The sequence below is a fragment of the Micromonospora sp. DT68 genome (assembly GCF_049847245.1).
GTDB lineage: Bacteria > Actinomycetota > Actinomycetes > Mycobacteriales > Micromonosporaceae > Micromonospora > Micromonospora profundi.
Genome location: NZ_JBNCNZ010000003.1, coordinates 28160 through 54195 on the forward strand (window position 1 = coordinate 28160; position 26036 = coordinate 54195).

General features: G+C 69.4%; 22 protein-coding genes, 3 tRNA genes and 1 pseudogene. 17 read left to right on the forward strand and 9 right to left on the reverse strand.

The genetic code is table 11. From position 1 onward, the window contains the following. Positions 1 to 23 precede the first annotated feature (23 nt). From ACPXB1_RS06245 to ACPXB1_RS06265, 5 genes and pseudogenes are all read left to right on the forward strand, one after another. A complete protein-coding gene (locus tag ACPXB1_RS06245; protein WP_053652060.1) occupies positions 24 to 227 on the forward strand; it encodes a hypothetical protein in 204 nt (67 codons plus the stop codon). A 5-nt stretch (positions 228 to 232) separates the two neighbouring features. Next, the gene (locus ACPXB1_RS06250) at positions 233 to 676 is read left to right on the forward strand and encodes a TadE/TadG family type IV pilus assembly protein (protein ID WP_355587862.1); all 444 of its coding nucleotides are present in this window, start codon (positions 233 to 235) and stop codon (positions 674 to 676) included. Then, complete coding sequence (locus ACPXB1_RS06255) at positions 673 to 1140, forward strand: TadE/TadG family type IV pilus assembly protein (RefSeq protein WP_425734912.1); 468 nt, start codon at positions 673 to 675, stop codon at positions 1138 to 1140. The genes ACPXB1_RS06250 and ACPXB1_RS06255 overlap by 4 nt, the downstream gene beginning before the upstream one ends. Further along, positions 1137 to 1580: a pilus assembly protein TadG-related protein gene (locus ACPXB1_RS06260; protein ID WP_355587858.1), complete on the forward strand. Its 444-nt coding sequence runs from the start codon at positions 1137 to 1139 to the stop codon at positions 1578 to 1580. The genes ACPXB1_RS06255 and ACPXB1_RS06260 overlap by 4 nt, the downstream gene beginning before the upstream one ends. A gap of 15 nt (positions 1581 to 1595) precedes the next feature. Beyond that, positions 1596 to 2711: pseudogene (locus tag ACPXB1_RS06265) on the forward strand (LysM peptidoglycan-binding domain-containing protein); the annotation flags it as partial. Positions 2712 to 3358: 647 nt separating this feature from the next. Here ACPXB1_RS06265 and ACPXB1_RS06270 read toward each other — a convergent pair. Further along, positions 3359 to 4210, reverse strand: a complete 852-nt coding sequence (locus tag ACPXB1_RS06270; RefSeq protein WP_355587856.1) for a Rieske 2Fe-2S domain-containing protein — start codon at positions 4208 to 4210, stop codon at positions 3359 to 3361. Between the two features lie 196 nt (positions 4211 to 4406). On the opposite strand from ACPXB1_RS06270, the gene ACPXB1_RS06275 reads away from it, so the two are divergent. Further along, positions 4407 to 5171, forward strand: coding sequence for a crotonase/enoyl-CoA hydratase family protein (locus tag ACPXB1_RS06275; RefSeq protein WP_355587854.1), 765 nt, complete (start codon positions 4407 to 4409; stop codon positions 5169 to 5171). Positions 5172 to 5290: 119 nt separating this feature from the next. Here ACPXB1_RS06275 and ACPXB1_RS06280 read toward each other — a convergent pair whose 3' ends face one another. The 6 genes from ACPXB1_RS06280 to ACPXB1_RS06305 all read right to left on the reverse strand — a co-directional run bounded on the left by ACPXB1_RS06280 (position 5291) and on the right by ACPXB1_RS06305 (position 15619). Continuing rightward, on the reverse strand, positions 5291 to 8989 hold the full coding sequence (locus tag ACPXB1_RS06280; protein ID WP_425734913.1) for a discoidin domain-containing protein: 3699 nt from the start codon (positions 8987 to 8989) through the stop codon (positions 5291 to 5293). 179 nt (positions 8990 to 9168) lie between these two features. Beyond that, entirely contained in the window at positions 9169 to 10836 is a 1668-nt protein-coding gene (locus ACPXB1_RS06285) for a glycoside hydrolase family 13 protein (RefSeq protein ID WP_355587851.1), read from the reverse strand. A gap of 97 nt (positions 10837 to 10933) precedes the next feature. Continuing rightward, a complete protein-coding gene (locus tag ACPXB1_RS06290) occupies positions 10934 to 11821 on the reverse strand; it encodes a carbohydrate ABC transporter permease (RefSeq protein WP_425734914.1) in 888 nt (295 codons plus the stop codon). A 10-nt stretch (positions 11822 to 11831) separates the two neighbouring features. After that, positions 11832 to 12788, reverse strand: a complete 957-nt coding sequence (locus tag ACPXB1_RS06295; protein WP_425734915.1) for a carbohydrate ABC transporter permease — start codon at positions 12786 to 12788, stop codon at positions 11832 to 11834. A gap of 77 nt (positions 12789 to 12865) precedes the next feature. Further along, positions 12866 to 14245 carry an ABC transporter substrate-binding protein gene (locus ACPXB1_RS06300; protein WP_053652046.1) on the reverse strand — a complete coding sequence of 460 codons (1380 nt, stop codon included), beginning with the start codon at positions 14243 to 14245 and terminating at the stop codon, positions 12866 to 12868. A 369-nt stretch (positions 14246 to 14614) separates the two neighbouring features. Then, complete coding sequence (locus ACPXB1_RS06305) at positions 14615 to 15619, reverse strand: LacI family DNA-binding transcriptional regulator (protein WP_053652044.1); 1005 nt, start codon at positions 15617 to 15619, stop codon at positions 14615 to 14617. Positions 15620 to 15882: 263 nt separating this feature from the next. Here ACPXB1_RS06305 and ACPXB1_RS06310 point away from each other — a divergent pair, with 263 nt between their 5' ends. Then, positions 15883 to 16989, forward strand: coding sequence for a serine hydrolase domain-containing protein (locus ACPXB1_RS06310; RefSeq protein WP_425734916.1), 1107 nt, complete (start codon positions 15883 to 15885; stop codon positions 16987 to 16989). Positions 16990 to 17063: 74 nt separating this feature from the next. On the opposite strand, the gene ACPXB1_RS06315 is transcribed toward ACPXB1_RS06310, so the two are convergent. Continuing rightward, the gene (locus ACPXB1_RS06315) at positions 17064 to 17987 is read right to left on the reverse strand and encodes a phytoene/squalene synthase family protein (protein WP_355587843.1); all 924 of its coding nucleotides are present in this window, start codon (positions 17985 to 17987) and stop codon (positions 17064 to 17066) included. A gap of 65 nt (positions 17988 to 18052) precedes the next feature. Between ACPXB1_RS06315 and ACPXB1_RS06320 the strand changes: the two genes are divergently transcribed. The 10 genes from ACPXB1_RS06320 (at position 18053) to ACPXB1_RS06365 (ending at position 25132) form a co-directional block, all read left to right on the forward strand. Then, positions 18053 to 19195 (forward strand): polyprenyl synthetase family protein, encoded by a 1143-nt coding sequence (locus ACPXB1_RS06320; RefSeq protein ID WP_355587841.1) that lies wholly within the window; start codon positions 18053 to 18055, stop codon positions 19193 to 19195. Positions 19196 to 19220: 25 nt separating this feature from the next. Further along, positions 19221 to 20702 carry a phytoene desaturase family protein gene (gene crtI / locus ACPXB1_RS06325; RefSeq protein WP_355627373.1) on the forward strand — a complete coding sequence of 494 codons (1482 nt, stop codon included), beginning with the start codon at positions 19221 to 19223 and terminating at the stop codon, positions 20700 to 20702. Further along, positions 20699 to 21319: an isopentenyl-diphosphate Delta-isomerase gene (idi, locus tag ACPXB1_RS06330; RefSeq protein WP_355627370.1), complete on the forward strand. Its 621-nt coding sequence runs from the start codon at positions 20699 to 20701 to the stop codon at positions 21317 to 21319. The genes crtI and idi overlap by 4 nt, the downstream gene beginning before the upstream one ends. Further along, entirely contained in the window at positions 21309 to 22256 is a 948-nt protein-coding gene (locus ACPXB1_RS06335; RefSeq protein ID WP_425735022.1) for a MerR family transcriptional regulator, read from the forward strand. The genes idi and ACPXB1_RS06335 overlap by 11 nt, the downstream gene beginning before the upstream one ends. A 73-nt stretch (positions 22257 to 22329) precedes the next feature. Continuing rightward, positions 22330 to 23112 (forward strand): polysaccharide deacetylase family protein, encoded by a 783-nt coding sequence (locus ACPXB1_RS06340; RefSeq protein WP_355587836.1) that lies wholly within the window; start codon positions 22330 to 22332, stop codon positions 23110 to 23112. A 153-nt stretch (positions 23113 to 23265) separates the two neighbouring features. Further along, a tRNA-Glu gene (locus tag ACPXB1_RS06345) sits at positions 23266 to 23338 on the forward strand. Between the two features lie 31 nt (positions 23339 to 23369). Next, positions 23370 to 23443, forward strand: a tRNA-Asp gene (locus ACPXB1_RS06350). A gap of 99 nt (positions 23444 to 23542) precedes the next feature. Beyond that, positions 23543 to 23616: transfer RNA gene (locus ACPXB1_RS06355), tRNA-Phe, on the forward strand. 421 nt (positions 23617 to 24037) lie between these two features. Further along, positions 24038 to 24811, forward strand: coding sequence for a hypothetical protein (locus tag ACPXB1_RS06360; RefSeq protein WP_425734917.1), 774 nt, complete (start codon positions 24038 to 24040; stop codon positions 24809 to 24811). 33 nt (positions 24812 to 24844) lie between these two features. Then, positions 24845 to 25132 (forward strand): hypothetical protein, encoded by a 288-nt coding sequence (locus tag ACPXB1_RS06365; RefSeq protein WP_425734918.1) that lies wholly within the window; start codon positions 24845 to 24847, stop codon positions 25130 to 25132. Positions 25133 to 25153: 21 nt separating this feature from the next. Here ACPXB1_RS06365 and ACPXB1_RS06370 read toward each other — a convergent pair whose 3' ends face one another. Then, positions 25154 to 25981, reverse strand: coding sequence for a hypothetical protein (locus ACPXB1_RS06370; protein ID WP_425734919.1), 828 nt, complete (start codon positions 25979 to 25981; stop codon positions 25154 to 25156). Between the last annotated feature and the right edge of the window lie 55 nt (positions 25982 to 26036).

Here is a 26036-nt window from a genome sequence, read left to right on the forward strand (position 1 = left end):
CACACCCCGAGAAGGAGTACGCCATGTCCCTCATCAGCTACCTGCACGTCGTGCTGACGACGCGCCTCGCCGAGGTGCGCCGCGACGGCGAGCGCGGCGACAGCCCGGTCCCGACCGCTGTGATCATCTTCGGTCTGGTCTTCGTGGCGACAATCGTCACCGGACTGGCCCTGAGCAAAGCCAACGACTGGATGACGAACATTCCGACCCACACGAACCCGAAGTAGCAAACATGCGCGGAGCCGCGTACCCGTGCTGGCGCCGGGCGGTGTCGACCGCCCGGCGTCGGCTCGTGGCCGGTGACCGGGAGCGGGGTGCCAACCCTGTGGAGTTGGCAGTGGTGATGCCGCTGATCCTGCTGCTGTTGTTCGCGTCGATCCAGGTCTCGGCCGTCTTCCTGGCCCGCTCCACGGCGTTGAACGCCGCGCAGAGCGGGGTCAACGCCGAGCGGCTGTATCAGGCGCCCGAGGGCGCCGGGGCCGCCAGCGCCACACGGTTCCTGACCGCCACCGGCGGCTGGCTGGTGGGCTGGGACAAGAACGGCCCGAGCTGCGTCACCACCGAGGTCGAGGTGACCTGCACGGTGCGCGGCCGGTCCCTGTCGGTGGTGCCCGGCGTGGACTTCGCGGTGCAGCAGACCGCCCACGGGACGGCGGAGCGGGTGACCCAGCCGTGAACCGTCCCGCCGAGCGCGGCTCGGTCTCCATCGAGGTGGCGGTGCTCGCGCCCGCGTTCATCGCGCTCATGGTGCTGGCCGGTGTGGCCGGGCGCAGCGCGGTGGCCGCCGAGGCGATCGACGCCGCCGCGCACGACGCCGCCCGCGCCGCCTCGATCTCCCGGGACGCCGGCACCGCCCGCGCCCAGGCGCGTGATGCCGTCAGCAAGCAGCTTGATTGGCGAGGGCTGGCCTGCACCGACGCCCCCACGCTGACGTTCACCGGCTCGGTGCAGGGCCGGGCCAGCAGCTTCGACGACGCCTTCCGCAGCCCCGTCGGGCAGGACGCCACTGTCACCGTCCGGGTCGCCTGCCGGGTGTCCTTCCGGGACCTGCGGCTCGCCGCGCTGCCCGGCATGCCTACCGACAACCGCATCGTGGCGAGCTTCACCTCACCCCTGGACCGCTACCGGAGCCGGCGATGAGCACCCCGACAGCTGTACGTCCGCTGACCGACGACCACGGCCGGGTCAGCATCTTCCTGGCGGTGGCGATGATCGGCGTACTGGCCATCATCGGGCTCTCCTTCGACGGCGCCGGGCAACTACGCACTCTGCAACGCGCTGACAACCTGGCCGCCGAGGCGGCACGCGCGGGCGGGCAGGCCATCGACCGGGCAACAGCGATCGAAGGCGGGCCGAAGCGGATCAACGAACCACAGGCACGCGTCGCGGTCGCCAACTACCTGTCCGCCGCAGGCACCAACGGCCACACCGTGAGCTTCCCGCGCATCGCCGGGGAGACCGTCGTCCAGGTACGCGTCACGATCACCTACCGCCGCTCGATGCTCGGGCTGTTCGGCTTCGCCGACCGGGTCACCGTCACCGGCGAGGCCACCGCGCGGGCCATCACCGCAGACCCGTAGGAAGGGAAGGCAGCCATGTCCGCATCGGATCAGTCCGCGGTACGCCGGACCGGACGTATCCTCACCGGCTTCGGCGCGCTTGTCGTGCTCTGCGCCCTGGTGGTCGGCGCGCCGATCGCGCTGCTCGCCTTCGCCGGCAATCCCCTGCCCGATCACCTACCCACCTTCGCCGAGGTGGGCACGGCGCTGACCAGCCGGGACGACGGTCAGCTCTTCCTGCGGGCGTTGGCGCTGGCCGGCTGGTTCGGCTGGGCCACGTTCACCTTCTCCGTCCTGGTCGAGCTTGGCGCGCAGACCCTGCGCCGGCCAGCGCCGAAGCTGCCCGGAATGAGCCGCCAACAGAAGGCCGCCGCCGCGCTTGTGGGCTCGGTCGCGCTGATCCTTGCGGCCAGCCCGGCCGCCGCCAGCGCCGCAGCCGTTTACGGCACCCCGGCCTACGCGAGTCCGGACGCAGCGGCCGCCGCCACCCTCTCCCCGCCGAACCGTCCGAGCGCGACCCACGACACGGCGGTCCCGCTGACCCGGACCGGGTTCACCGCCCCCGGTGACTCCGTCGCGGGCGACGAAGCTGCGCCGATGTACCGGGTGGCACGGGGCGACTACCTCGGCACGGTGGCCGAGCGTTACCTGGACGACTTCGGCGACTACCGGCAGCTCGCCAAGCTGAACAAGATCGACGACCCGGATCGCATCCGTCCCGGCCAACTGCTCCGGCTTCCCAGCGAGGCCGCCGACCAGGGCACACGGCGACACGCCACCGGAAAACTCGTGGGCCCGCCCGCCGCCCCCAAGCCGCCGGCACCGCGACCGGCCCCCGAACAGACCACACCGGAGCAGGCGGCACCGGAGCAGCCGGCACCGGAGCGGACGGAGACGACACCCCGCAGCGGTACGGAGCCGGCAGGCCAGGCACCCACGATGACGGTCGGCGCAGCCCGGGCCGGTGACACCGACGGGGTCAACCGACCGCTGGCGGTGTCCGCCGTGTTGGCCGTCGCGAGCATCGTCGGAGCCCAGATCGGTGCGGTGCTCGGACTGCGGCGCCGCCCGGCCACCGCCGGGGCGACTCCCCGGTTGGCCACGTCCTCCCGCACACCCCGCGCCAAAGCACCAGCAACGCGCTACAACCGCACAGCGATCGGCAGCGGCGCGGCAGCCCGCGACGGCAGTTCAGCGTCCCGCGACGGCAGCGCGAGGGCTCGCAGCGGCCGTGCAGTGTCGCGCGATAGCGCGGTAGCACGCGACGGCCGTGCCGTATCCCGCGATGGCGGCGGGGTAGCTCGCGGCGGCGGCGCGGTGCCGAATGGCGGCGGGATCGCACCAACCGGCAGCACGGCACCTGCCGGCCGCGGCACGCCGCCCACCGGTGCGCCGAGTTGGAATGGTGACGACGGTTGGGCTGGCGACAGTGCCAGAGGCGAACTGTTCGCCACCGGGCACGACCTGGACTCCGTACCGGACGGACCATCGGTCGGCCGCCACCGACGCAGCTGAACGGATCGTCGACCCGTCGGCACCGACGCAGCTGATCGAACGCTGAAGCCGGCGACGGTGCAGACCGCCCGCCGAGGGGTCCCGGGGCCAGGTGTCTGGAGAGCGTGATGTCTCTGAGACATACTCATGTCTCACAGACATCATGGCCATCGACAACACCGCCGCCCCGGCGCAAAGCGCCAGCGTCGGGCAGGGCAAGGCCAGCCAAGCCGGCCGTGCAAGGGCCAGGCGGTGCAAGGGCCGGCAGGGCCAGGCAAGCCAGCCAGGGGCCAGGCCGGGTCGGGTCAGGGCAGGCGGGTCTGGAGCACGCCGTTCTGGACGCGGGTGGGCAGGATCTGCTGGTCACTGCCGGAGGGTCCCTGCACTACCTCGCCTCCGTTGAGCCGGAACGCGCTGCCGTGCCACGGGCAGACCACGCAGGCGTGGCCGTCGATCTCCTGCACCTCGCCCTCGCCGAGCGGCCCGCTCTGGTGCGGGCAGCGCTCCAGCATCACTGTGACCTCGTCGCCGTGGCGGTAGAGGATCACCGAGACGTCGTCGACGTCGCGGGTGACCAGCGTGCGCTGCGGCAGCGTGGCCATGTCGACCAGCGAGTGCCAGCCGTCGCTCATCCGGTGCAGCTCGGAGATGCTCTGGTTGACCTGGGCTCCCTGCTTGTACGCGAGGTGGCCGCCGATGTAGGCGCCGAGGCTCACGGCCGAGAGCCCGAGGAAGCCGAGGGCCCTGCCCACGCCGTGCCGCCCGGCGAGGCGCGCCGCCAGTGAGCCGGCGTAGAGGCCGACGCCGACAGTGTTCGCGGCGGCGTGCACCAGGCCCACCCGACGCTGGTCCCGGGAGAGCGCTGCCCAGTCGTTCAGCCCGGCGACCGCCGCGGGCAACGCGCTCACGGTGCCCAAGCCGACGAGCACGGTGGCCGGCCGGCGCTGGCCCGGCATCAGGTCCAGCACTGCGGAACTGATCCACGCACCTACCGGCACCTGCACCATCGCCGGGTGCAGTGGATGCCCCAACGGCACACCGTGCAGCAGGTCCCGCAGCCGCCGCGGACGCAGCGTGCTCAGGACCACCCGCTGCAACCGGTCACCCGTCCGGTCCAAGCCGGCTGCCTGCTCAACTTTCGTCAGAAGTGCTCGCACCCGTACCGACTTCCCAGCGAACGCGGTCGCAAACCGCCCAACAGCGGCAATCCCCCACCCCTGCCACCCAGTCCTCGTCGGTCTTGCAGTTGCTGCCCCGACATCACGTACACCTCGGGCATTTGGGCGACCGGAACTGCAAGATCAGCGTGGGTGGGGGTGGGTGCCTTGCGGACGGGGTGGGCATGCTGGGTTTATGGGTGTGGTTGTCGAGCGTTCGGGGCCGGTTACGACTGTGGTGCTGGACCGGCCGGAGGCGCGAAACGCTGTGGACGGGCCGACCGCACGGGCTCTCGCTGACGCCTTCCGCGCCTTCGACGCCGACCCGGACGCGGCGGTCGCCGTGCTCTGGGGAGCGGGCGGCACGTTCTGCGCCGGTGCCGACCTCAAGGCGATCGGTACGCCGAGCGGCAACCGGGTCGAGCCGGAGGGCGACGGTCCGATGGGCCCTACCCGGATGGTGCTGGGCAAGCCGGTGATCGCGGCGATCTCCGGGTACGCGGTGGCCGGCGGGTTGGAGTTGGCGCTCTGGTGTGACCTGCGGGTCGCCGAGTCCGACGCCACGCTCGGGGTGTTCTGCCGCCGTTGGGGAGTGCCGTTGATCGACGGTGGCACGGTCCGGCTGCCCCGGCTGATCGGGGAGAGCCGTGCCCTGGACCTGATCCTCACCGGACGTCCGGTGCCGGCCGACGAGGCGTACGCGATGGGGTTGGTCAACCGGTTGGTGCCGCCGGGCCAGGCGCGGGCGGCGGCCGAGGAGTTGGCTGCCCTGATCGCCAGGCACCCGCAGTCCTGCCTGCGCAACGACCGGGCGGCGGTGCTGGCCGGCGCGGGTCGGCCTGAGTCGGAGGCGCTGGCGACCGAGTTGGCGTACGGGATGGATTCGCTTGCCACCGACGCGGCGGCCGGCGCGGCCCGGTTCGCCGCCGGCGCCGGCCGGCACGGCACCCCGGCGGACTGACGCCGGACCAGCGGCGCGGCGCAGCGGCGGACTGACGCCGAGCCGGGCGATGCGGCCACCGCATGTCGAGTGGCCGCACCGCCCGGGAGATCAGCCGCCGATGAGGGCGACCGGCTGGATCAGTTGCGGTTGATGGTGAACGTCGAGGTCGGGTTCTGGATGTCCACCGCGTTGTTGCTCAGTCGCAGGTTGTTGAAGGTGACCGACCCGACGGCTGGACCCTGCCCGGCCTCCGGCATCGGGTTGGCCCAGATGGCGAAGCCGGACTTCGCGTCGTAGGCGTCACCGCTCTTGCGCGCCCCGCTGATCGACACGTTTGTGAAGACCGTGTCGGTGATGGGGTTCTGCGGCTGCCCGCCGACGTAGTTCGTCTGGAACATGATGCCGCTGTAGGTCGGGTCGACGATGTCCACGTCGCTGACCCGGATGCCCTGGAACACCTTCGAGGCGGAGAAGACCCAGATCGCCGGGAAGGTCTGCGCGCCCCAGAAGTGCCCACCGGCCCTGACGATCGAGATGTTCTCGAACCGGGTGGGCGGGCTCGCGCCGAAGCCGTTCATCGGGTAGCCGAAGTCGAGCGAGCTGATGGTGATGCCGGAGTAGACGAGCGTGTCCGCGATGTAGATGTTGCGGAACGTGTTGCCGTAGCCGCCGTAGACGGCGACACCGGCGGCCCGCCAGGTCAGCGTCGACGTCAGGTTCTCGTAGACGTTGTCCCGCATGTCGGCGCCGCCCGCGTCGATGGCCGAGAACAGCGCGAAGCTGTCGTCGCCGGTGGCTCGGGCGTCGTTGTTGCTCACCAGGTTGTTGGTGCTCCCGTTGGTCATGTTGATGCCGTCGGCGAACATGTTCCGGATCCGGGAGTTCTTGATCGTCATGTAGTCGGTGTTGGCGCCCCAGTAGAGGCAGACCATGTGCTCGTTCCAGATGTTGTCGATCACGATGTTCGACACGTTGGCGAAGTCGAAGACCTTGCCGGGGCCGTCGATCCGCGAGGTGTAGTTGCCGAAGTAGGCGAAGTTCGCGAAGGACGATCCGGCCGCCGAGTTCTCGGCCCGGAACCCGATGTCGGTGTTGTCCTGCCCGGACGGGGCGTTGAACCGGGTGTACCAGGGGCCGGCGCCGGTCACCTTTACCGCCTTGCCGTACACCTGGAACTTCGACGAGGTGGAGTAGTTGCCGGCCGGCAGGTACACGCCGATCAGGTTGCCTGTGGTGTCCATCCGCACCCGGTCCAGGGCGTTCTGGACGTCCTGGTGGGTGAAACCGGTCGGCGTGGTGTAGCGCGCCGGGTCCGGGTTCGCGATCGGTGCCACCTGCTCGGTGTTGATGAAGTCGATGGCGTACGTGGTGGTGTTGGCCGGATCCTTCTGGAGGCGGATCGTGCTGCCGGCCGGGATAGTCGAGTTGAGCATGACGTTTGCTTCGTCGTAGATGTGCCGTGGGCTGCCCGCGCTCGGCGAGTTGCCAGGGCTGGCCTCGTTGCCGTAGAGCCAGGCGTACCGGGACGTCAGGTCGATGGCCTTGTGGAACGTGCCGTTGACGTAGACGTTGAGCGTCGAGTTGATCCCGCCGCCGCCCGGCGCGTCCGGAATGGAGAACCGGGTGACAAGGGTGTTGGTGCTGGCCCTGGTGGTCCACTCGACGTAGCTGCCTGTCGAGTTGAGGGTCACCGCGCGCCGGCCGGACGCCTCACCGGCCAGATCGCCGACGGTACGGTTCGGGCCGACGACCGTCGCGCCGCCGCCGACCACGCCATCCTCGGCCTCGTACATGTCGTACGGCATGTTGGCGCCGCGCCCGACGAAGAGCGGACGGTCACTTGTGTTGTTGCCCTGCTTGACTGGCAGTTCGTTGCCGTCGGCGGCGAGTACCACCCGGACCGTGTACTTGCCGTTCACGGCGGTCCAGGTGCCCAGGTTGACAGGGCCGACGGTGGCCCCGGCGTTGATCACCCCGGAGTACGAGCCGGTCAGGTTCCGCACCGCTGTGCCGGCCTCGTTGAGCACCGTGAGCGTGATGCCGTGTGCCCCGGAGGCGGACGCCACGCTGCCGGCGTTGCGTACCGACACCGAGAAGGTGACCGTGTTGCCGGCTGCCGGGTTGCCCGGTGACCAGGCGACCGCCGTGGCGACCAGGTCGGAGGAGGCGACCGCGCTGACCACGAGCGGGCTGGGGTTGGTGTAGCTGTTGTTCGTGTCGTCCTGCTCGACGACTGTGTTGCTCTCGTCGACCTTCGCGCTGAGCGGGTAGCTGCCCGCGTCACGGGTACCGATGTTCGCGCTGACAGTTGCCGACGCGCCGGCCGCGAGGCCAGCGACGGACGCGGTGCCGACCCGGGTCGCACCGAGGTAGAAGTTGACGTTTGTGGCGCCGGAGGCCGCCGAGCCCGCGTTGCGTACGGTTGCCGACAGGGTGACCGCACTCGTCTCGACAGGCGCGGACGGGCTGAACGACATGCCGGTGACGGTCAGATCCGGGTTCGGTGCGGGAGTGCCGATGACCTGGAACTCGGCCACCTGCCCGGCCGGCGCGCCGGTGTTGGAGGCGATCGAGAGCCGTACGTCGGCAGCCGCGCCCGACACCGGGATGGTCACCGTGTTGCCGGTGGCCGGGTTGAAGGTGTAGTTCGCGGCGCCCACCAGCGTGGTGAACGTCGACGAGCCCTGGTCCCGGCCGAGGACCGTGATGTTCTGGGTACGCGTGCCCCAGGCCGAGTCCGGGTTGAGCTTCAACACGACCTGGCTGAGGCTGGCGTTCGCGCCGAGTTGCACGGTGAGCGTGCTCGGGTTGCCGTTGCCTTCCCAGTAGGTGGCCGTGTTGTTGTCGTTGGCGTTTGTGGCCACGAACGTGTGGACGTACCCGGAGGCGGTGATCGGTTTGCCGACCGCCAGGTTGGTGCCGACCGGGTTGCCGGTGCCCGTCCGGGTAACGGTGTTGCTGTTCGCCGACTGGTTGCCGGCCGCGTCCCTGGCCCGCACGTAGTACGAGACGGTGGCGCTGTCGGGCTGGCTGTCGGTGTAGGTGAGCGTCGAGCCGCTGACGCTGCCGCGCAGCGCGCCGCCCGCGTAGATGTCGTACCCGGTCACCGCCACGTTGTCGGTGGACGCCGACCAGGTGAGCCGGATCTGGCCGCTTGCGGGCTGGGTGTAGGCGAGGTTGCCGGGGACGCTTGGCGCCTGGGTGTCGGGGCTGCCGGCGGCGCCGTACACCTCGACCTCGGAGAACTGGGCGGCGGGCCAGCCGGTGTTGCCGGTGACCTGGACCCGCACGTAGCGGGTGCTGGCCGCGGTGAAGCTGGCGGTCGCGGTGTTGCCGGTGCCCGGGTCGAAGGTGTAGCTGCCGGACGCCTTCAGTGTGGTGAAGGTCGAGCCGTTTGTGGAGCCGAGCACGGACAGCGTCTGGGTACGGGTCTGCCAGGCCGACGACGGCGGCAGCTTGAGCACCACCCGGTCGACGCTGACGGTGGCGCCCAGGTCGGCCTGGATCCACTGCGGGAACGCGTTGTTCGCGCTCTCCCAGTAGGTGTCGGCGTTGCCGTCGTTGGCGTTGGCCGCCACGTAGTTCTGGCTGTAGCTGCTGGCGCTCATCGTGGCGGAGAGCCCGGCGAGCACTGCCGCGCGTGCGGCGGACGCGGACGCGTCGACAGCGGGGGCCGCGCTGGCCACTGGGGTGAGGGCCGGGGCGGCGGCGAGGAGCATCCCGGCGAGCGCGCCGGCGAGCAGCCGGCGGTGAACGGGTCGCCAAGCCGTGTGGGTGGTGCGGGGACCGGGCGTACCGGTCGGTGGGGTGCCTCGTCTGGTGCCGTTTCTGGACATGGGGTCGCTTACACCTCTTTCGGGGGTGGTGGGGTGCGTTGCGTTGCCCGGTGACGGGTGCAGGGGTACGCCCGTCGTGCCGCGACAGGTGGAGACGGTGCGATGTTGGGTGGGCCCGTGTCGGTGCGGCGTCGCAGGTTCCTCGGCTCTCCTCTCTCTCGATGGGTCCGCCGGCCAGGTCAGGTCGAGGCGGTACCGTCCGCCGCGCGCGTCCCGCCAGCCAGTTCGGGGGTACGCAGCCAGACGGCCGTGTCGGACGGCAGCAGCCCGTCGTCGAGTGGGCCGCTGGCCAGCAGCAACTCCCCGTCCGGTGGCAACGGCACAGCAGTGTCGGAGAGGTTGACCAGGCAGCGGAAGCCTTCGCCGCGGCTGAAGGCGAGCACACCGTCCGGGGCGGGCAGCCAGGTCAACTCGCCGTCGCCGAGCGCCGGTTCGGCCCGCCGGAGGGTGAGTGCCGCCCGGTACAGCTCCAGCATCGAGGTCGCGTCGCCGGTCTGCGCCCGGACCGTCCGGTCCTTCCAGTCGGCCGGTTGGGGTAGCCAGGGTGCCGCCGCGCCTTCGGGGCTGAACTCGAACGGCGGCTCGTCACCGGCCCACGGCAGCGGCACCCGGCAGCCGTCCCGACCTGGGTCGACCCGACCGGAGCGTTCCCACATCGGGTCCTGGCGCAGCGCGTACGGGATGTCCTCGACCTCCCACAGTCCCAGCTCCTCGCCCTGGTAGACGTAGGCGGCGCCGGGCAGCGACAGCGACAGCAGCGCGGCGGCCCGCGCCCGGCGGGTGCCCAACTCCAGGTCGGTGGGGATCCCCTCACGCTTGGCGGCGAAGCTGAACGTGGTGTCCGCCCGGCCGTAGCGGGTGACGTGCCTGGTGACGTCGTGGTTGGACAGCACCCAGGTGGCGGGCGCGCCGACCGGGGCGTGCGCGCTAAGCGTCCCGTCGATGCTCTCGCGCAACGCCGAGGCGTCCCAGGCGCAGCCGAGGAAGTCGAAGTTGAACGCCGCGTGCAGCTCGTCGGGGCGCAGGTAGTTGGCGAACCGTTGCCGGTCCGGCAGCCACACCTCGCCGATCAGCGCCCGGTCGCCGGGGTACGAGTCGGCGACCCGCCGCCAGCCCCGGTAGATGTCGTGTACGCCGTCGAGGTCGTGGAACGGGTGCGGCTGGTCCGGCCGGACCTCCGGCAGCGTCCCGTCCTTGACCAGCAGCCCGGCCGAGTCGATCCGGATGCCGTCGACCCCCCTGTCGAACCAGAACCGCAGGATGTCCTCGAATTCGGCCCGCACCCGGGGGTGGTCCCAGTTGAAGTCCGGCTGCTGCGGGGCGAACAGGTGCAGGTACCAGTCTCCGGGGGTGCCGTCCGGGTTGGTGGTGCGGGTCCAGGTCTCGCCGCCGAACTCGCCGACCCAGTCGGTGGGCCGCTGATCGCCGTTCGGACCACGGCCGGGGCGGAACCAGAACAGGTCCCGCTCAGGTGCTCCCGGGCCGCCGGCCAGCGCCGCCTGGAACCACGGGTGCGCGTCGGAGCAGTGGTTTGGCACCACGTCGACGATCGTCCGGATACCCAGCTCGTGCGCCTCCGTGATCAGCGCCTCCACCTCGGCGAGGGTGCCGAAGACCGGGTCGATGTCGCGGTAGTCGGACACGTCGTAGCCGGCGTCCGCCATCGGCGACGGATACCAGGGGCTGAACCAGATCGCGTCGACGCCGAGCGCGGACAGGTGGTCGAGCCGGGACCGGATGCCGGCGACGTCGCCGATGCCGTCGCCGTTGCCGTCGGCGAAGCTCCGCGGGTACACCTGGTAGATAACCGCCCCACGCCACCACGGACCTCTGTCTGCTGTGGACACGAGCACCTGCTTTCTGCGTCAGTACGTCGACGTGCTCGCCGACCTGTCTCTGTCTCGGAGCGGACCACCGTTGGTCGCCGCGGTGTTGCGGTGGTGGTCATCCCTTGAGGCTTCCCGCGGTCAGACCGGACATGATGTTCCGCTGGAAGACCAGGAAGATGATGACGGTCGGGATCGCGGCGATTACCGACGCGGCGATCACCACGTTCATCGGCGTACCGCCCGCGAAGGTGTAGATGCCGACGCTCACCGTCCTGGTCTCGGGTGACGGCATGACCAGCTTCGGCCAGAGGAAGTCCTTCCAGACCGCCGTCACGGCGAAGATCGAGACGACCCCGAGGATGGGACGCGACAGCGGCAGGATGATCGACCAGAGCGTACGCAGCGGCGTCGCCCCGTCCACCAGGGCCGCCGCCATCAACTCCTCGGGAATCGAGTCGAAGAACCGCTTCAACAGGAAGATGTTGAACGCGTTCGCGACCATCGGCAGCCAGATCGCGAACGGCGAGTCGAGCAGGTTGATGTGCAGGATCGGCAGGTCGAGCACTGTCACGTACTGCGGCACGATGAGCACCATCGCCGGGATCATCAGCGTCGCCAGCATGAGGGCGAGGATCGTGTTGCCGAAGATCGGTCGGAGCTTGGACAGTGAGTACGCCGCCGCGCTGTCGAAGACGAGTTGGAACAGCACCGCGCCGGCCGCGTAGTAGAACGTGTTGAACAGCAGCTTGGCCAGGGCCAGGTTGTTCCAGGCGTCGATGTAGTTCTGCGGCTGGGGGTCCTTCGGGAACAGCGTCGGCGGGGTCTGTGCGATCTCCTGGCCGGACTTGAGCGCGCCGGTGACCATCCAGTAGAGCGGGCCGAGGAAGACGAGCGTGAAGCCGGCCACGACGATGGCCAGCAGTGCCCAGTAGATGACCCGACCGCGCCCCCTGCTGAGCTGGGCATGGGAGATGAGGGTCCGGGTCCCGGAGTCCTGTGCCATTCTCGCCGTCCTAGTCCTGTTTCGCGGTCAGCCGCACGTACACGGCGGAGAAGCCGGCCAGCACCACGAGCATGATCACGCCCAGTGCGGCGGCGCCGTTGAGATCGTTCTGGAAGAACCCGTGCTGATAGATGAGGTACGCCACCGATGTCGCGGAGTCCTCCGCGCCCGCGCCGTTGGCGAGAATGAGTGGCTCGATGAACACCTGCATGGTGGCGACGATCTGGAGCATCGCCAGCAGCGCGAGGATCAGCCGGGTCTGCGGGATCGTCACATGGCGGATCCGCTTCCAGATCCCGGCGCCGTCCAACTCGGCAGCCTCGTAGAGCTCGCCGGGGATGTTCTGCAACGACGCCAGGTAGATCAGCACGGCCCCGCCCATGTTCATCCAGGTCGACGCGAGCACCATGGCGGGCATCGTCATCCCGGGCGACTGCATCCACTGCGACGTGGGCAGGTGCAACGCCTTCAGGATCGCGTTGAACAACCCCGCCTCGCTGGGGTCGTACGCGTAGAACTTGAACAGGAACAGCGCCGAGGCCGGGGGCAGCATCACCGGCAGGTAGACCAGGATCCGCAGGTATCCCTTGGCGTGGCGGAACTCGTTGAGCAGGATCGCCACAAAGAACGGCACCACGTACCCGAGGGCGAGCGCGAGGACCGTGAAGTAGGCGGTGTTCTTCCAGGCGGTCCAGAAGCTCGGGTCGTCGACGATGCGCAGGTAGTTGTCCCAGCCCACCCAGGTCGTCTCGCCGCGCCGGGTCCGCTGGAAGCTCATGACGATGCCGCGGATCATCGGGTACCAGGAGAAGACCACGAAGCAGAGCACCGCGCCGATCAGGAACGCGTGCCCGGTGAGGTTGTCCCGTACCTTGCGGCCGAGGCTGGTGCGCTGCGGCCCCACCGGGTACGGCGACGTCGGGCGGCCCGGTTTGCTGGGGGTCTCCGGGACGGTGGTGATCGTCAAGGCAACTCCAAGTCAGTGACGCGGACGGTGCGGCACGGGGTGTGGGGGCCGGGTGCCACGGCCCCCACACCTGCCGGTCAGCTCTGGGCGGACAGGAGCTGGTTGACCTTGTCCTCGGCCGTCTTGAGCAGCGCGTCGATGTTCGAGTTCGGGTTCGTGAGCACCCCGGACATCGCGGCGTCGAGCACCGCGTAGATCGCCTGCGCGTTGCGGGGCTCGCCCTTGATCGGGATCGGGGTCGCCTCGAAGATCGCGAAGTTCGCGGTGTCGACGTTCGCGTTCGCCTTGCGCAGTTCGAGTTCCTGCTTCTGCGCGTCACTGCCGTTGGCGAAGAGCAGCGGCTGCGGCAGACCCACCGGGTAGTTCTGCGGCTTGGCCCGCACGTAGTCGAACTGCCCCTTGCCCGGGGTCAACTTCTGGTACGCGATCCACTTCAGACCGGCCTTTACCTGCTCGGGGGTGAGGCCCTTCTTGAAGAAGTAGCCCTCGCCGCCGCCGAGAGTGCCCTTCGCCAGGCCGTCCTGGCCGGGCAGCGGGCTCATCGCCCAGTCCTGGAACTTGCCCTGGAACTGGCTGACGATCGCCTGGGTGGCGTCCGGTGCGCCGATGAACATGCCGACCTTGCCCGCACCGGCGTTGGTAAGCAGGTCACCCCACTGGAGGAGCTGGCGGGCGCCCATGCTGTTGTCGCCGTACCGCATGTCCTTGAGGTTCTGCAGGACCTGCTTGCCCATGGCGTTGTTGAAGTCGGCCTTCTTGCCGTCCTCGGTCAGCACCCGGCCGCCCTGCGAGTAGAGCAGGGAGGTGAAGTGCCAGCCGCCGGTGTTGCCGGCGCTGTATTCCGAGTAGCCGGCGATGCCGTTGCCGAGCGCGGAGATCTTCTTGGCTGCGGCCCGGACGTCGGCCCACGTCTTGGGCGGGTTGTTCACGTCGAGCCCGGCCTGCTGGAACAGGGCCTTGTTGTAGACCAGGCCCATCGAGTAGTTCTTCACCGGGACGGCGTAGAGCTTGCCGCCGTCGCTGAAGACCTCTTTGAGCGCCGGGTCGATGCTGTCCCAGGTGGGGACGGTGTCTTTATTCGCGTACTCGGAGATGTCCATCGCCTGACCGGAGTCCAGCACCTGCTGGAGATCGGTCATGTACCCGTAGAAGACGTCCGTCACGGTGCCGCCGGCGAGGCGGGCGGTGAAGTCCGGCGGGTTGTTGCACTGCTCGCCGACGCTCACGCTCTTGATGACGATGTCCGGGTTCTGCCGCTGGAACTCGGCGACATCGTCGTTCCAGTTCTTCAACAGCTCTTTCTGCGCGCCGACGGGCTGGCAGTCGACAGTGATGGTGACCTTGCCGCCAGCGGTCGTGTCCTTGTCGTCGCTCTTCGTGGAGCACGCCGTGAGGCTGAGCCCCAGGCCGGCCACGAGCGCTAACGCCGCAGCCCTTCGGTATTGCGGTACGGACATCTGTCCATCCCTTCGGGAACGGGTGTCTCCATGACGTCGCTGAATCTGCGGTGGTGAGACCTGACGCCTTGTAGCTGCGCCGGTGCCAGGTGTGAGTGACGTCACTGTAGCGATGAGAACTCGCTTCAGCAAGAGTGCGACTGCAACATGAAAAGACACGACATCTGAGTGACAGATAGGGATAGTGATGCGGGGCTGGGGTGACCTTGAGAGCTTTTGCCGCTCTTTGACCAGGTGGCGCTCAGGCTGCTGCCGGCGAGGGCCGGGCAACGACGAAAACGGCCGCCGACCGCTGGTGAGCGGTCGACGGCCGAACGTCGTCAGATGGGTACGGGTCGGTACCCCGGCAGCGTCAGCGCACGGGCGTGGTCAGCGACCCGGGGCCGGTGCGGTGGAGCCGCGAACAACCAGCTCCGGTTCGAACAGCAACTCGTCCTGAAGGACGCCGACGCCCTCGATCTGGGTGACGAGCAGGTCCACAGCGGCCTGACCCATCGTCTCGATGGGCTGCCGCACCGTGGTCAACGGCGGGTCGGTGCAGGTCATGAACGCCGAGTCGTCGAAGCCCACAACCGAGATGTCGGTCGGCACCGCACGACCCAGCCGCCGGGCGGCCCGGATGGTGCCCAGAGCCAGCACGTCGCTGGCACAGATGATGCCTGTCACGCCACGTTCGACAAGTTTGGTCGCGGCGACCCGTGCGCCCTCCATCGAAAAGCTCGAACGCTCCACGCACTCACGCTCGGCGTCACCCCAACCGGCGGCCTGGACCATCGCGTCCAGCTTGCGGCGCGACGGCACGTGCCCCTCCGGGCCGAGCACCATCCCGATCCGCTCGTGACCGAGCGAGCGCAGATGCCCGTACGCCTGCTCCACCGCCACGGCGTCGTCTGTGGAGACCCGCGGAAAGCCCAACTCGTCGACGCCGGCGTTGACAAGCACCACCGGAAGGCCCCGATCGGTCAGCCGGCGGTAGTGGTCGTGGCGGGCGTCGGCCAGCGCGTACGAGCCACCGGCGAAGATCACGCCGGAGACCTGGTGGTCGAGGAGCATCTCGACGTAGTCCATCTCGGACACACCACCGATGGTGCGGGCGCAGAGGGCGGGCGTGTAGCCGCGCTGGGCGAGGGATCCGGTGACCACCTCGGCGAGCGCCGGGAAGATCGGGTTCTGCAACTCGGGCAGCACCAGCCCGACCAGCCGGGCGCGCTCGCCACGCAGCTTGGTCGGTCGCTCGTAGCCCAGCACGTCAAGCGCGGTCAGCACGGCCGTCCGGGTCGCCTCGGAGACCCCGTCCCGACCGTTGAGCACCCGGCTGACGGTGGCCTCGCTGACGCCCGCCTTCTTGGCAACTTCAGTCAACCGCTTGGTCACGGCCGCAATCGTACGTCACATTACTGAAAGAAATGAACAGCAGGATCGTCGGGATTTGCCGTTCCGCTGCGGTGTCTTGCCGCCTTCACCAGGCAGCGCCTCCGCGCCTCCGCGCCGGATATCGGTCAATGCTATGAGCTTGATACCTCAGAGTCATCAATATGACTCTGAGGTATCACGCTCATCAGAGCACTCCAGGGCCGCGTGCGAGCAGAACGTGGGCCAGAGGCACGGGGAGCGGCAACTCCACTTACGGTGGCCTGATGCACGCGCGCTTCGCCCCGGTCCGGGACTGCTTCCACGACCTGCTCAGCTCCGGTCGGGAGACCGGGGCCAGCCTGGCCATCTGGTACGACGGTCACCCGGTGGTCGACCTGGTCGGCGGGTCACGGACCACCGACAGGCCCGACGGCGGGTCACGGACCACCGCCGGGAACGACGGCGGGACGTGGCGGCACGACACGCTCGTGAACGTCTACTCGGTCGGCAAGCCCGTCGCGGCACTCTGCCTGCTGATGCTCGTCGACCGGGGACGGATCGACATCGACGCGCCGGTGACGCGGTACTGGTCGGAGTTCCGTACCCCGGCAACCGTGCGCCAGGTGTTGTCGCACACCGCCGGACTGCCGGCCTTCCCGGTGCCCCGGCCGGCCACGGCGATCACCGACTGGGCGCTGCTCACCGGCGATCTGGCCGCCGCCGACCCCGAGTGGACGCCGGGCTCGGTGGCCGGTGAGCACGCGTGGACGTACGGCCACCTGGTGGGCGAGTTGGTCCGCCGCGTGGACGGTCGGTCGGTGGGGCGTTACCTGGCCGACGAGATCGCCGGCCCGTGGCGACTCGACCTCGGCTTCGGGTTGGCCGCGGCGGATCAGCGGCGCTGCGCTGACCTGCGCTACGGCGACCCGCAGTGGCCGACCCGAGCGCTCGGTACGCCGGGCTCGTTGCGCGCCCGCGCCATCGGCAACCCCGCGGGTGGGCTCGACCTGGCCGTGTTGAACAGTCCGCTCTGGCGGGGCGCCGAGGTGCCGGCGGTCAATTTGCACGCCACCGCCGCCGGCCTGGCCCGGCTCTACGCCGGTCTGCTGGCCGGCGGTGTCCTGGACGGCGTACGCCTGGTCAGCCCGGACCTGGTGGCGGAGGCGACGAGGGTCCAGTACGACGGGCCGGACCTGGTGCTGGACCGGGTCGCCCAGTGGACGCTGGGCATGCAGTGGGAGCCGGACGGCAGTTGGGGCATGGGTGGCATCGGCGGCAGCAGCGCGTGGGCCGACCCGGGCCGGGGCTACACCTTCGCGTACGCCACCGCCACGCTGGCCGAGCACGATCGTGTCGACGAGTTGGCGGAAGCCCTGCACTCCTGCCTCTGACCGCTTGTTAGGAAGGGCCCCTTCTACAACACCAGGCGTTAATAAGGTGCCCTTTCTTGCAGTGCAGCTGGCGGTTAGCGGGCGGCCGGCTGGATCGTCGGCCCGGGAATCGTGACGGGGGTGCCGGTCGGGGTGAGCAGTGCGCGGGCGGCCACCGCCATCCGCCGTCGCTGCGGCACGAGGGCACGCCGAGCGAAGACGTCGTAGTTCTGCGCGGCCACCTCGTCGAGGATGCCGCCGTAGAGCGCGTACGCGGTGCGCATGCAGGCCTGCGAGGCAGGGGCGAGCATGGTGATGCCCGGTGCGGCGGCGGCGTAGTGCGCCTGGGCTCGGGTCACCTCGTACTCGATCAGCTCTCTGATACGGGGCGTGCCGCGCCCTCGGTTGCGGGCCTCGAGCAGGTCGTCGCGGGTGACGCCGAACTTCGCAAGGTCCTCGTCGGGCAGGTAGGTGCGGCCCCGGTCGAGGTCCTCGGCGACGTCCCGGATGAAGTTGGTGAGCTGGAAGGCGAAGCCGAGCTGCCGGGCGGGCTCGCGGGCAGCGGCCGGGTCGGAGCTGCCCAGGATCGGCAGCATCATGGTGCCGATGACGGCCGCCGAGCCCTCCATGTAGTCGAGCAGGTGGTCGTACGTCGGGTACGCCGTGACGGTCAGGTCCATCGCCATGCTCTTGAGAAACGACGCGAAGTCGTCCCGGTCGAGATCGAAGATGGCGATCGTGTGCAGGACGGCCGGCAGCAACGGGTCGTCGACCTGCGCGCCGTGCAGACCGGCCACGAACTGGCTGGCCCAGTCGTCGAGCAGGGCGGCCCGCTCGGCCGGCGGAAGGTCCTCGGTGCGGTCGACGATCTCGTCGGCGTACCTGGTGAAGCCGTACAGCGCGTGCACGTGTCGCCGTTTCCAGGCGGGAAGCAGTCTGGTGGCGAGATAGTAGGTGCGGCCGTGGCGTTTGTGCAGCTCACGGCATCGGTCATAGGCAGCGGTGAGATCCGTGTCCACCGGACCCTCCTCAATTATCGACGCACCAATCGACGCAACTCGTAGCCTAGGGTACGCTCGCCCACATGGCCAACGACGCAGCGACGGGCAACGCGATCCGTGTGGCTCCGACAGAGCCGGGCGACAGGGACGATCCGGTCCGTGCCGTCCTGGCTGCGTACACCCACGATCTGAGCACCGCCGTCAACGACACCCTCACCACTTTCCTCACCGCCGAGGTCGAATCCCTCGCTCAGATCGACGCAGCGATGGGCGAATTCGCGGCAGCCGCACGGGACGCAGTCCTGGTCGGCGGGAAACGTCTCCGGTCCACGTTCGCGTACTGGGGCTGGCGGGGCGCGTCCGGCGGCAGCGAATCACTCCCACCGGTGTTGCCTGCGCTGGCCGCCCTCGAACTGCTGCACACCTTCGCGCTGGTGCACGACGACGTGATGGACGACTCCGCCACCCGGCGCGGCCGGCCCACGGCGCACGTCGCGCTCGCCGCCCAGCACGTCGCCGCCGGCCACCGGGGCGATCCAGACCGCTACGGCGAGGCTGCCGCTGTGCTCATCGGCGACCTCTGCATGGTCTGGGCCGACCGGCTGCTGGCGCACGCCGCAGTGCCGCCGGCACGGCTGCTGGAGGTCCGCCGCTGCTACGACCAGATGCGGGTGGAGACGATCGCCGGGCAGTACCTGGACGTGCTCGGCGAGAACGACGCGGCCAACTGGACTGTCGACCGGGCGCTGCGGGTGGCCCGCTACAAGACCGCCAGCTACACGGTGCAACGACCGCTGCTCTTCGGCACCGCCCTGGCCGGAGTGAGCACCGACGCCCCGCTCGTCGCCGCGTACACCCGCTACGGCCTTGCCGTCGGCGAGGCGTTCCAACTCCGCGACGACCTGCTGGGTGTCTACGGCGACCCGGCCACCACCGGCAAGCCGGCCGGCGACGACCTGCGCACCGGCAAGCCCACCACACTGCTCATGCTGGCCCGGCAACTGGCCACGCCCGCCCAGCGCAGAGCGTTGGATCAAGCCGACACCGGGCCGGTCGACGAGCTCGCCGAACTGGTAGCCGACACCGGCGCGGTGGCGCGGGTGGAACGGATGATCGCCGAGCGGGTGGGCGACGCGCTGGCCGCGCTCGACGCCGCGCCCGTGGACCGGACGGCGCGGACCGCGCTGACCGGGTTGGCCACCGCCGCCACCGACCGGCGGGCCTGATGAGCGACTTTTTCAAGGAGGTCACGTGCGCACGGTGACGGGACGAACGGATCGGGTGGTTGTCGTCGGCGCCGGGCTGGGTGGGCTGGCCTGCGCGCTGCACCTGGCCGGCAGCGGCCGGCAGGTGACAGTGCTGGAACGCGAGCCGGTGCCCGGCGGCCGGGCGGGTCGGCTCTCGGTGGACGGCTACGACTTCGACACCGGCCCGACGGTGCTCACCATGCCCGACCTGATCGCCGAGGCGCTCGGCGCGGTCGGTGAGGAGCTGCACGACTGGCTCGACCTGACCCCGCTCGACCCGGCCTACCGGGCGTACTACCCGGACGGCTCCACGCTTGACGTGCTCACCGACACCACGCGGATGGCTGCCGAGATCTCCCGGGTCTGCGGGCCGCGCGAGGCCGACGGCTACCTGCGCTTCGTCGACTACGCGCGGGAGTTGTGGCGGCTGGAGCGGACCGACTTCATCGAGCGCAACCTGGACGCCCCCACCGACCTGATCACCGGCAACCTGCTCAAGTTGCTCACCGGCGGTGCCTTCCGCCGCCTCCAGACGAAGATCAACCAGTTCTTCCGTGACCCGCGTACCCAGCGGATCTTCTCTTTCCAGGCGATGTACGCCGGCCTCGCCCCGCACGACGCGCTGGCCATCTACGCGGTCATCGCGTACCTCGACTCGGTGGCCGGTGTCTACTTCCCGCGCGGCGGCATCCACGCGGTCTCCCGGGCCATGGCCGGCGCCGCCGAGAAACACGGCGTGCAAATTCGGTACGACACCACAGTGACCCGCGTGGAGACCGTGAACGGCCGGGCCACCGGCGTGCTCACCGCCGACGGCGAACTGGTGCCGGCGGACGTGGTGGTGCTCAACCCGGACCTGCCGGTCGCCTACCGGGATCTGCTACCCGCCGCCCCCTCGCGCCGCCTCACCTACTCGCCGTCGTGCGTCGTCCTGCACGTCGGCTCGCGGCAGGGATATGCGAAGATCGCCCACCACAACATCCACTTCGGCCGCGCGTGGAAGGGCACCTTCGATGAGGTCATCCGCAGGGGTGAGCTGATGACCGACCCGTCATTGCTGGTCACCAACCCGAGCCGGACCGACCCGTCGGTTGCCCCACCGGACCGGCACACCTACTACGTGCTCGCACCGGTGCCCAACCTCGACCGGGCGCCGTTCGAGTGGCGTGGCGACCTGACCCGGCGCTACGGCGACCAGTTGATCGGCACCCTCGAGGAGCGCGGCTACGTCGGCTTCGGCGACGGGGTCGAGGTGCTCCAGGCGATCACCCCCGCCGAGTGGGCGGAGCAGGGAATGGCCGCGGGCACCCCGTTCGCCGCCGCGCACACGCTCTTCCAGACCGGTCCGTTCCGCCCGTCGAACCTGCACCGCGACCTGGCGAACGTGGTCTTCGTCGGCTCCGGCACCCAACCGGGGGTCGGTGTGCCGATGGTGCTGATCTCCGGCAAGCTGGCCGCCGGTCGGATCACCGGGGAGGGCCGATGAGCAGCCGCGAGGAACACCTCGTCGAACTGGTCGACGACGCGGGCCAGGCCCTCGGTGCAGCCACGGTGGCAACAGCCCACCAGCCGCCGGGGCAGCTCCACCGGGCCTTCTCGGTGCTGCTTGTCGACCCGGACGGCCAGGTGCTGCTGCAGCGCAGGGCCGCGGTCAAGACCCGGTTTCCGCTGCGGTGGGCCAACTCCTGCTGCGGCCATCCCCAACCGGACGAGTCGCTCACCGAGGCCGCCAACCGGCGGCTACGCGAGGAGCTGGGCACCGGCCCGGTCGAGCTGACGGAGGTCGGCGTCTACGTCTACTACGCCGAGGATCCGACCACCGGTCGGGTCGAATTCGAGTACGACCACGTGCTGCGCGGCGAGTTCCTGCCCGCCGCCCCACTGCAACCGGACCCGGACGAGGTGGCCGAGCTGCGCTGGGCAGATCCTGCCGCCCTCGAAGCCGAGCTGGACCGCGACCCCCGGTCGTACGCACCGTGGCTGGGTGGGGTGGTGAACCGGCTGTTGCGCCCCTCTGGCGAGACGCCGGGCGCACCCGGCCCGGCCGTGACCCCGTCCGGATCGTCGGCGGATGACGCGGCGGAGCGGTCGGGTGGCCGATGAGGCGCTGAGCGCTGGCGCCGTCGCGCGGCGGCTGGGGGTGGCAGTCACCACGCTGCGCACCTGGCACCAGCGCTACGGGCTCGGCCCGAGCGAGCATGTCCCGGGCCACCACCGCCGGTACACGCCCGCCGACCTGGCCCGCCTCGAGATCATGCGGCGGCTCACCGCCGAAGGTGTGAGTCCTGCCGAGGCGGCCCGGTGGGCACGCCAGGCACCGAACCAGGTGGCCGCCGACGTCGCTCGTAACGGAAATCGGCTCCGCCCGCCCCACCGGGACGGCGGCGGATCCATCCCGGTGGGTCGCGCCGGCCCGGCCGCCCGAGGGCTGGCCCGCGCCGCCATGCGACTGGACGCCGCCGCCATCAACGAGACGATCGCGCACGCCCTGACCGCCAGCGGTGTCGTCGCCACCTGGGAGAACCTGCTGCGTCCCGTACTCGTCGGCGTCGGCGAGCGGCACGCCGCCACCGGCGCCCTGGTCGAGGTCGAACATCTGATTTCCCGCTGCGTGTCGGAGGCGTTCGCGGCGACCAGTCGGGCCCACGCGCCCACCGGCCCCGCCCGCATTCTGCTGTCGTGCGCCGACGAGGAGCAACACAGCCTGCCCCTGGAGGCGCTGGCCGCCGCGCTCGCCGAGGTCGGGATCAGCTACCGGATGCTTGGTGCGCGGGTACCGCTTGCCGCCCTCGTCGAGGCGGTCACGCGAACCGGCCCGGCCGCCGTGGTGCTCTGGTCGCACACCCGGGCCACCGCCGATCCGGCCCAGCTCGTCGCCCTGCTCGCCGCGCCCCGACGCCCACTGCTGATCCTCGCGGCCGGCCCCGGCTGGCAGGCCGACACACTGCCCGCCGGGGTGGTGCGACCGTTCGACCTGGCCGAGGCGCTCTCCCTCGCCGTCGCGGTACGCGACTCGCTGGACCAGTCGACGGGGACCTGACCGGCCCTGTCGGCTCGGGGTGGCTTCCACTACCGTCGGTGGTCCGCCTGCCCCGACCCCCGGGAGCGAACAGATGCAAGCCCGCGCCGCCCTGGCGTCCGTCCTCGCCGTGGTGCTGGCCCTGTCCGGTTGCGCGCAGCCGCGCGGCAGCATTCACGCCGCCGGCGGGCCACAGCCGATCGAGTCGACCACGCCGCCCACACCGACGCCGCGCCCCACACGTACCAAGCCGCCGAAGCCGCCGCTGCGACCGCTGCCGTCCACCCTTCCGTCCGGCCTGCGGCGCACCACCGGTGTGAAGCCGGTGGCCTTGACCTTCGACGACGGCCCGAACCCCACCTGGACTCCCAAGGTGCTCGACCAACTGCGGGCTGCCCGGGTGAGCGCCACCTTCTGTGTCGTCGGCCACGAGGCCCAGCGCCACCCCGAACTGATTCGACGGATCGTCCGGGAGGGACATCAGCTCTGCAACCACAGCTGGCGGCACGACCTCGATCTGGCCCGTCGACCGGTCGCCGAGATCCGGGCCGACCTGACCCGGACCAACAAGGCCATCCGGGCGGCCGCCCCGAACGCCCCGGTGCCCTTCTACCGCCAGCCAGGCGGCCGCTGGACAGCGGAGGTGCTGACGGTGGCGAAGGAACTCGGCATGCGCCCCCTGCACTGGACCGTCGACCCGCAGGACTGGAACAAGCCGACCGCCAAGACGATCGCCAAGCGCATCCACTCCGCCGCTCGCCCCGGAGCCATCGTGCTGCTGCACGACGGCGGCGGCGACCGGGCTGCGACGCTCGCCGCCTGCCCGCACCTGATCGCCGACCTGAAGCGCCGCTACGGCATCGCCCGACTCCATTAGAACGCCCTGACCTGCGGTTATTCGCCTCGCTGGAGCTCCTGCGATACCGGTTTTGTCGACCGACCAGGCATCACGTATGCTTTCCAAGCCTCCGGCGGGGCCGGATGGGAGCAAGTCCGCTTGAAGTTGCGAGTGTGCAATGATGGCGGGGCCGCCCTCATCGTCTAGCGGCCCAGGACGCCGCCCTTTCAAGGCGGTAGCACGGGTTCGAATCCCGTTGGGGGCACGACCGGCGCAAGCCGGAGCAACACAAGCTAGGTCCTGTGGAGCAGTTGGAGTGCTCGCCGCCCTGTCAAGGCGGAGGTCGCGGGTTCAAGTCCCGTCAGGACCGCAGCGCTGACGCCGCGCCCCGCGCGGCGTTCTGCGTATCGGAGCGTGTGACCCTGCCGCTGATTCGTCAGGTCGGCGGGTAGCATGAGCCGAGTAACACGGCCAGGTAGCTCAGTTGGTACGAGCGTCCGACTGAAAATCGGAAGGTCGGCGGTTCGACCCCGCCCCTGGCCACATAGCCTTTCGCCGGGCTACAGAGATCCCCACCAGCGGAAACGCAGGTGGGGATCTTGCTTTTTGTGCTCCTGCCATATCGGCCACCGTTGGCCGTGGTTCACCGCCCTCGCTCCGTGATCACCGCCACAAGTTGCACGCCCGCTGCACGGCGTCCGCGGCTCTCCAGGCTGATCGTTTCCGCACGCGCGCTGAGCTGACACCCCCTACGCCTGAGCCTGCCAGACCTAGCGCCGCGACCGTGTGCACGCTTGACGCGCATGGGCCACTGATTTACCCTCGGATTCCTACCTAAAAATCTGGGGTAAAGATGCTGTCAGGGTTGAGTCCAGGCGACCGGCTCCCCCGCCGTGAAGTCCATGCCCGCTTCGGCGGCCGGAGACAGGGAGGGATTTCACCCTCTCGCGAAGCCCCCGTCGTAATGTTCTTCACCGACCCCCGAACTGGGCATCAGCACGGGTACTACGACGGCTGGGATGAAGAGGGCCTGCTGAACTATGTCGGCGAAGGCCAGCAGGGGGATCAAAGGTTTACTCAGGGCAACAAATCGATCTTGCTTCATCGGGAAGAAGGGCGAACGCTCGAAGGATTTCTCGCCAACAGCCCGGAGGTTACTTACCTCGGGGAGTTCGAGCTCGTTGACACCTATCTGCGAGACGCGCACGAGACGGGCAACGAAGACGCCCTTCGACAGGTGATCGTCTTCCGGCTCCGCCCCCGCAACAAGGTCCCCGTCGAGTTGCCCAGCACACCCATCACGCCGACCGCGGCACCAGTCGTCGACACGGTGCCCGTCGAGGAGCAGCACACTGAGCGTAGCTTCGTGACACCCAACCGGGAGCCGTACGAACTTGAGCGGCTCGAAGCCAGCTTGGTACGCCGCTACCGTAACCATCTACAGAGCCAGGGACACTCGGTGGGGCGTTTGCGAATCATCCCGCCTGGCGAAGGATCACCTCTCTACAGCGACCTGTGGGACGAGACAAGGCGCGAACTTGTGGAGGCCAAGGGCAGCGTCACTCGTGAACAGCTACGTAACGCCGTAGGGCAGCTGCTCGACTACGGCCGCTTCGTCGACGCCTCAGTTTCCAGCGTCCTCGTTCCATCCCGTCCCCGCCGAGACCTACTCGACTACCTGCGGCACGCCGGGGTCAACGTGATCTATCCCGATGGTGACCGCTGGGTTCGCGAATGAAAACTCCATTCAGTCCCGGCAGGCGGCGCCCCCATGGCTGAGATCGCGGTACTGATTGCAAAGATCGCCGCGCGGCCGCCTGTCTTGTGGCGCCTCGCCTGGCTCCTCTTTTGCCTGCTCGTTCTCCTACTCTTCGGTGCTCGGACGCTCCAATTGATCACTCCATCGGTCATCGCCGGGGCTACCGGCTCTTCATCGAAGGCGGTGTTATCAGCTTCGCCCGACCCGCGACTTGAGGGCTTTGGTCCGATGGCTACCTACGTTCTGCCATCGATCGCCTGGCTCTTAATCGTTGTCGCTGGCGCCATGCTGATCTTCTAGGCTCCTGAGAAGAGCTGGCGCCTACCGGCTGGGCTCCGCATGGCGGCGCCTGAGAAGTTGGCACGCTGACAGCAGTAGGAAGTAGGTCGCCTTCGCCGCGTTCACAAACTCCTGGTCATTGATAACGAACTGCACGTTGGCACCACCCGGGATCTGGGCCTCGACCTTCCGGGTGCTGCCACTCAACAACGCCCACCCGAGGCCGTGCTCGAACCCAGAAAGCAGGCGCCACGTCGCCTCGAACAACGGAGCCGTCTGACGTTGGCCCTTGACGAAGGTCAACTTGGGTAGCTCATCCGTGACGTTAATCTTCTGGTGCACCCTGTCCCATCGCTGTCCGAGCGCAGCCGCCTCCTCCCGATAGGTCTTCAGCGAGCCGCGCTCGGCATCCTCGCGGTCGCTCTGCTCAATCAACTTTTTGGCCTCAGGAAAAGCCACGAAAGCCGCACGATGCTTGCGTCGCTCGTAGTAGTCGTAGACCTCGCACCGAAGCCCACGCGTCCGACGCTCTCGACCATCCTCAGGGTCCAAGAGCCACGATGCAAAGAAGGATGTCTCAAAGGTTGGCCGAAGCAGACTCCACGGCGCCCACAGGGTCGCGCCGTGGTGCTTCAGCAGCGCGAGCAGTGCCACGTGATTGTCCCTGGCAACACCCAGGTATCGGGTGGCCGCCATGTATGGACGATGTCCAGCTACCTGCGACTGGTCGAACGCCCGCGCAGACAGCAGGCGCTCCGACTCCAGAGAGGGCAGCTGTTCGATCGCCTCAAACTCCTGCTCAATGAGCTGCCAGTACATGTCCAGATTGCCGAGGTCCATCTTCTCGCCGGTGGGGAAAGGCTCTCGCACGCCGCACAGCGTAGGCGTTAGCCCTCTCCCTGGCCTACCCGGTTACGCCAGGCCA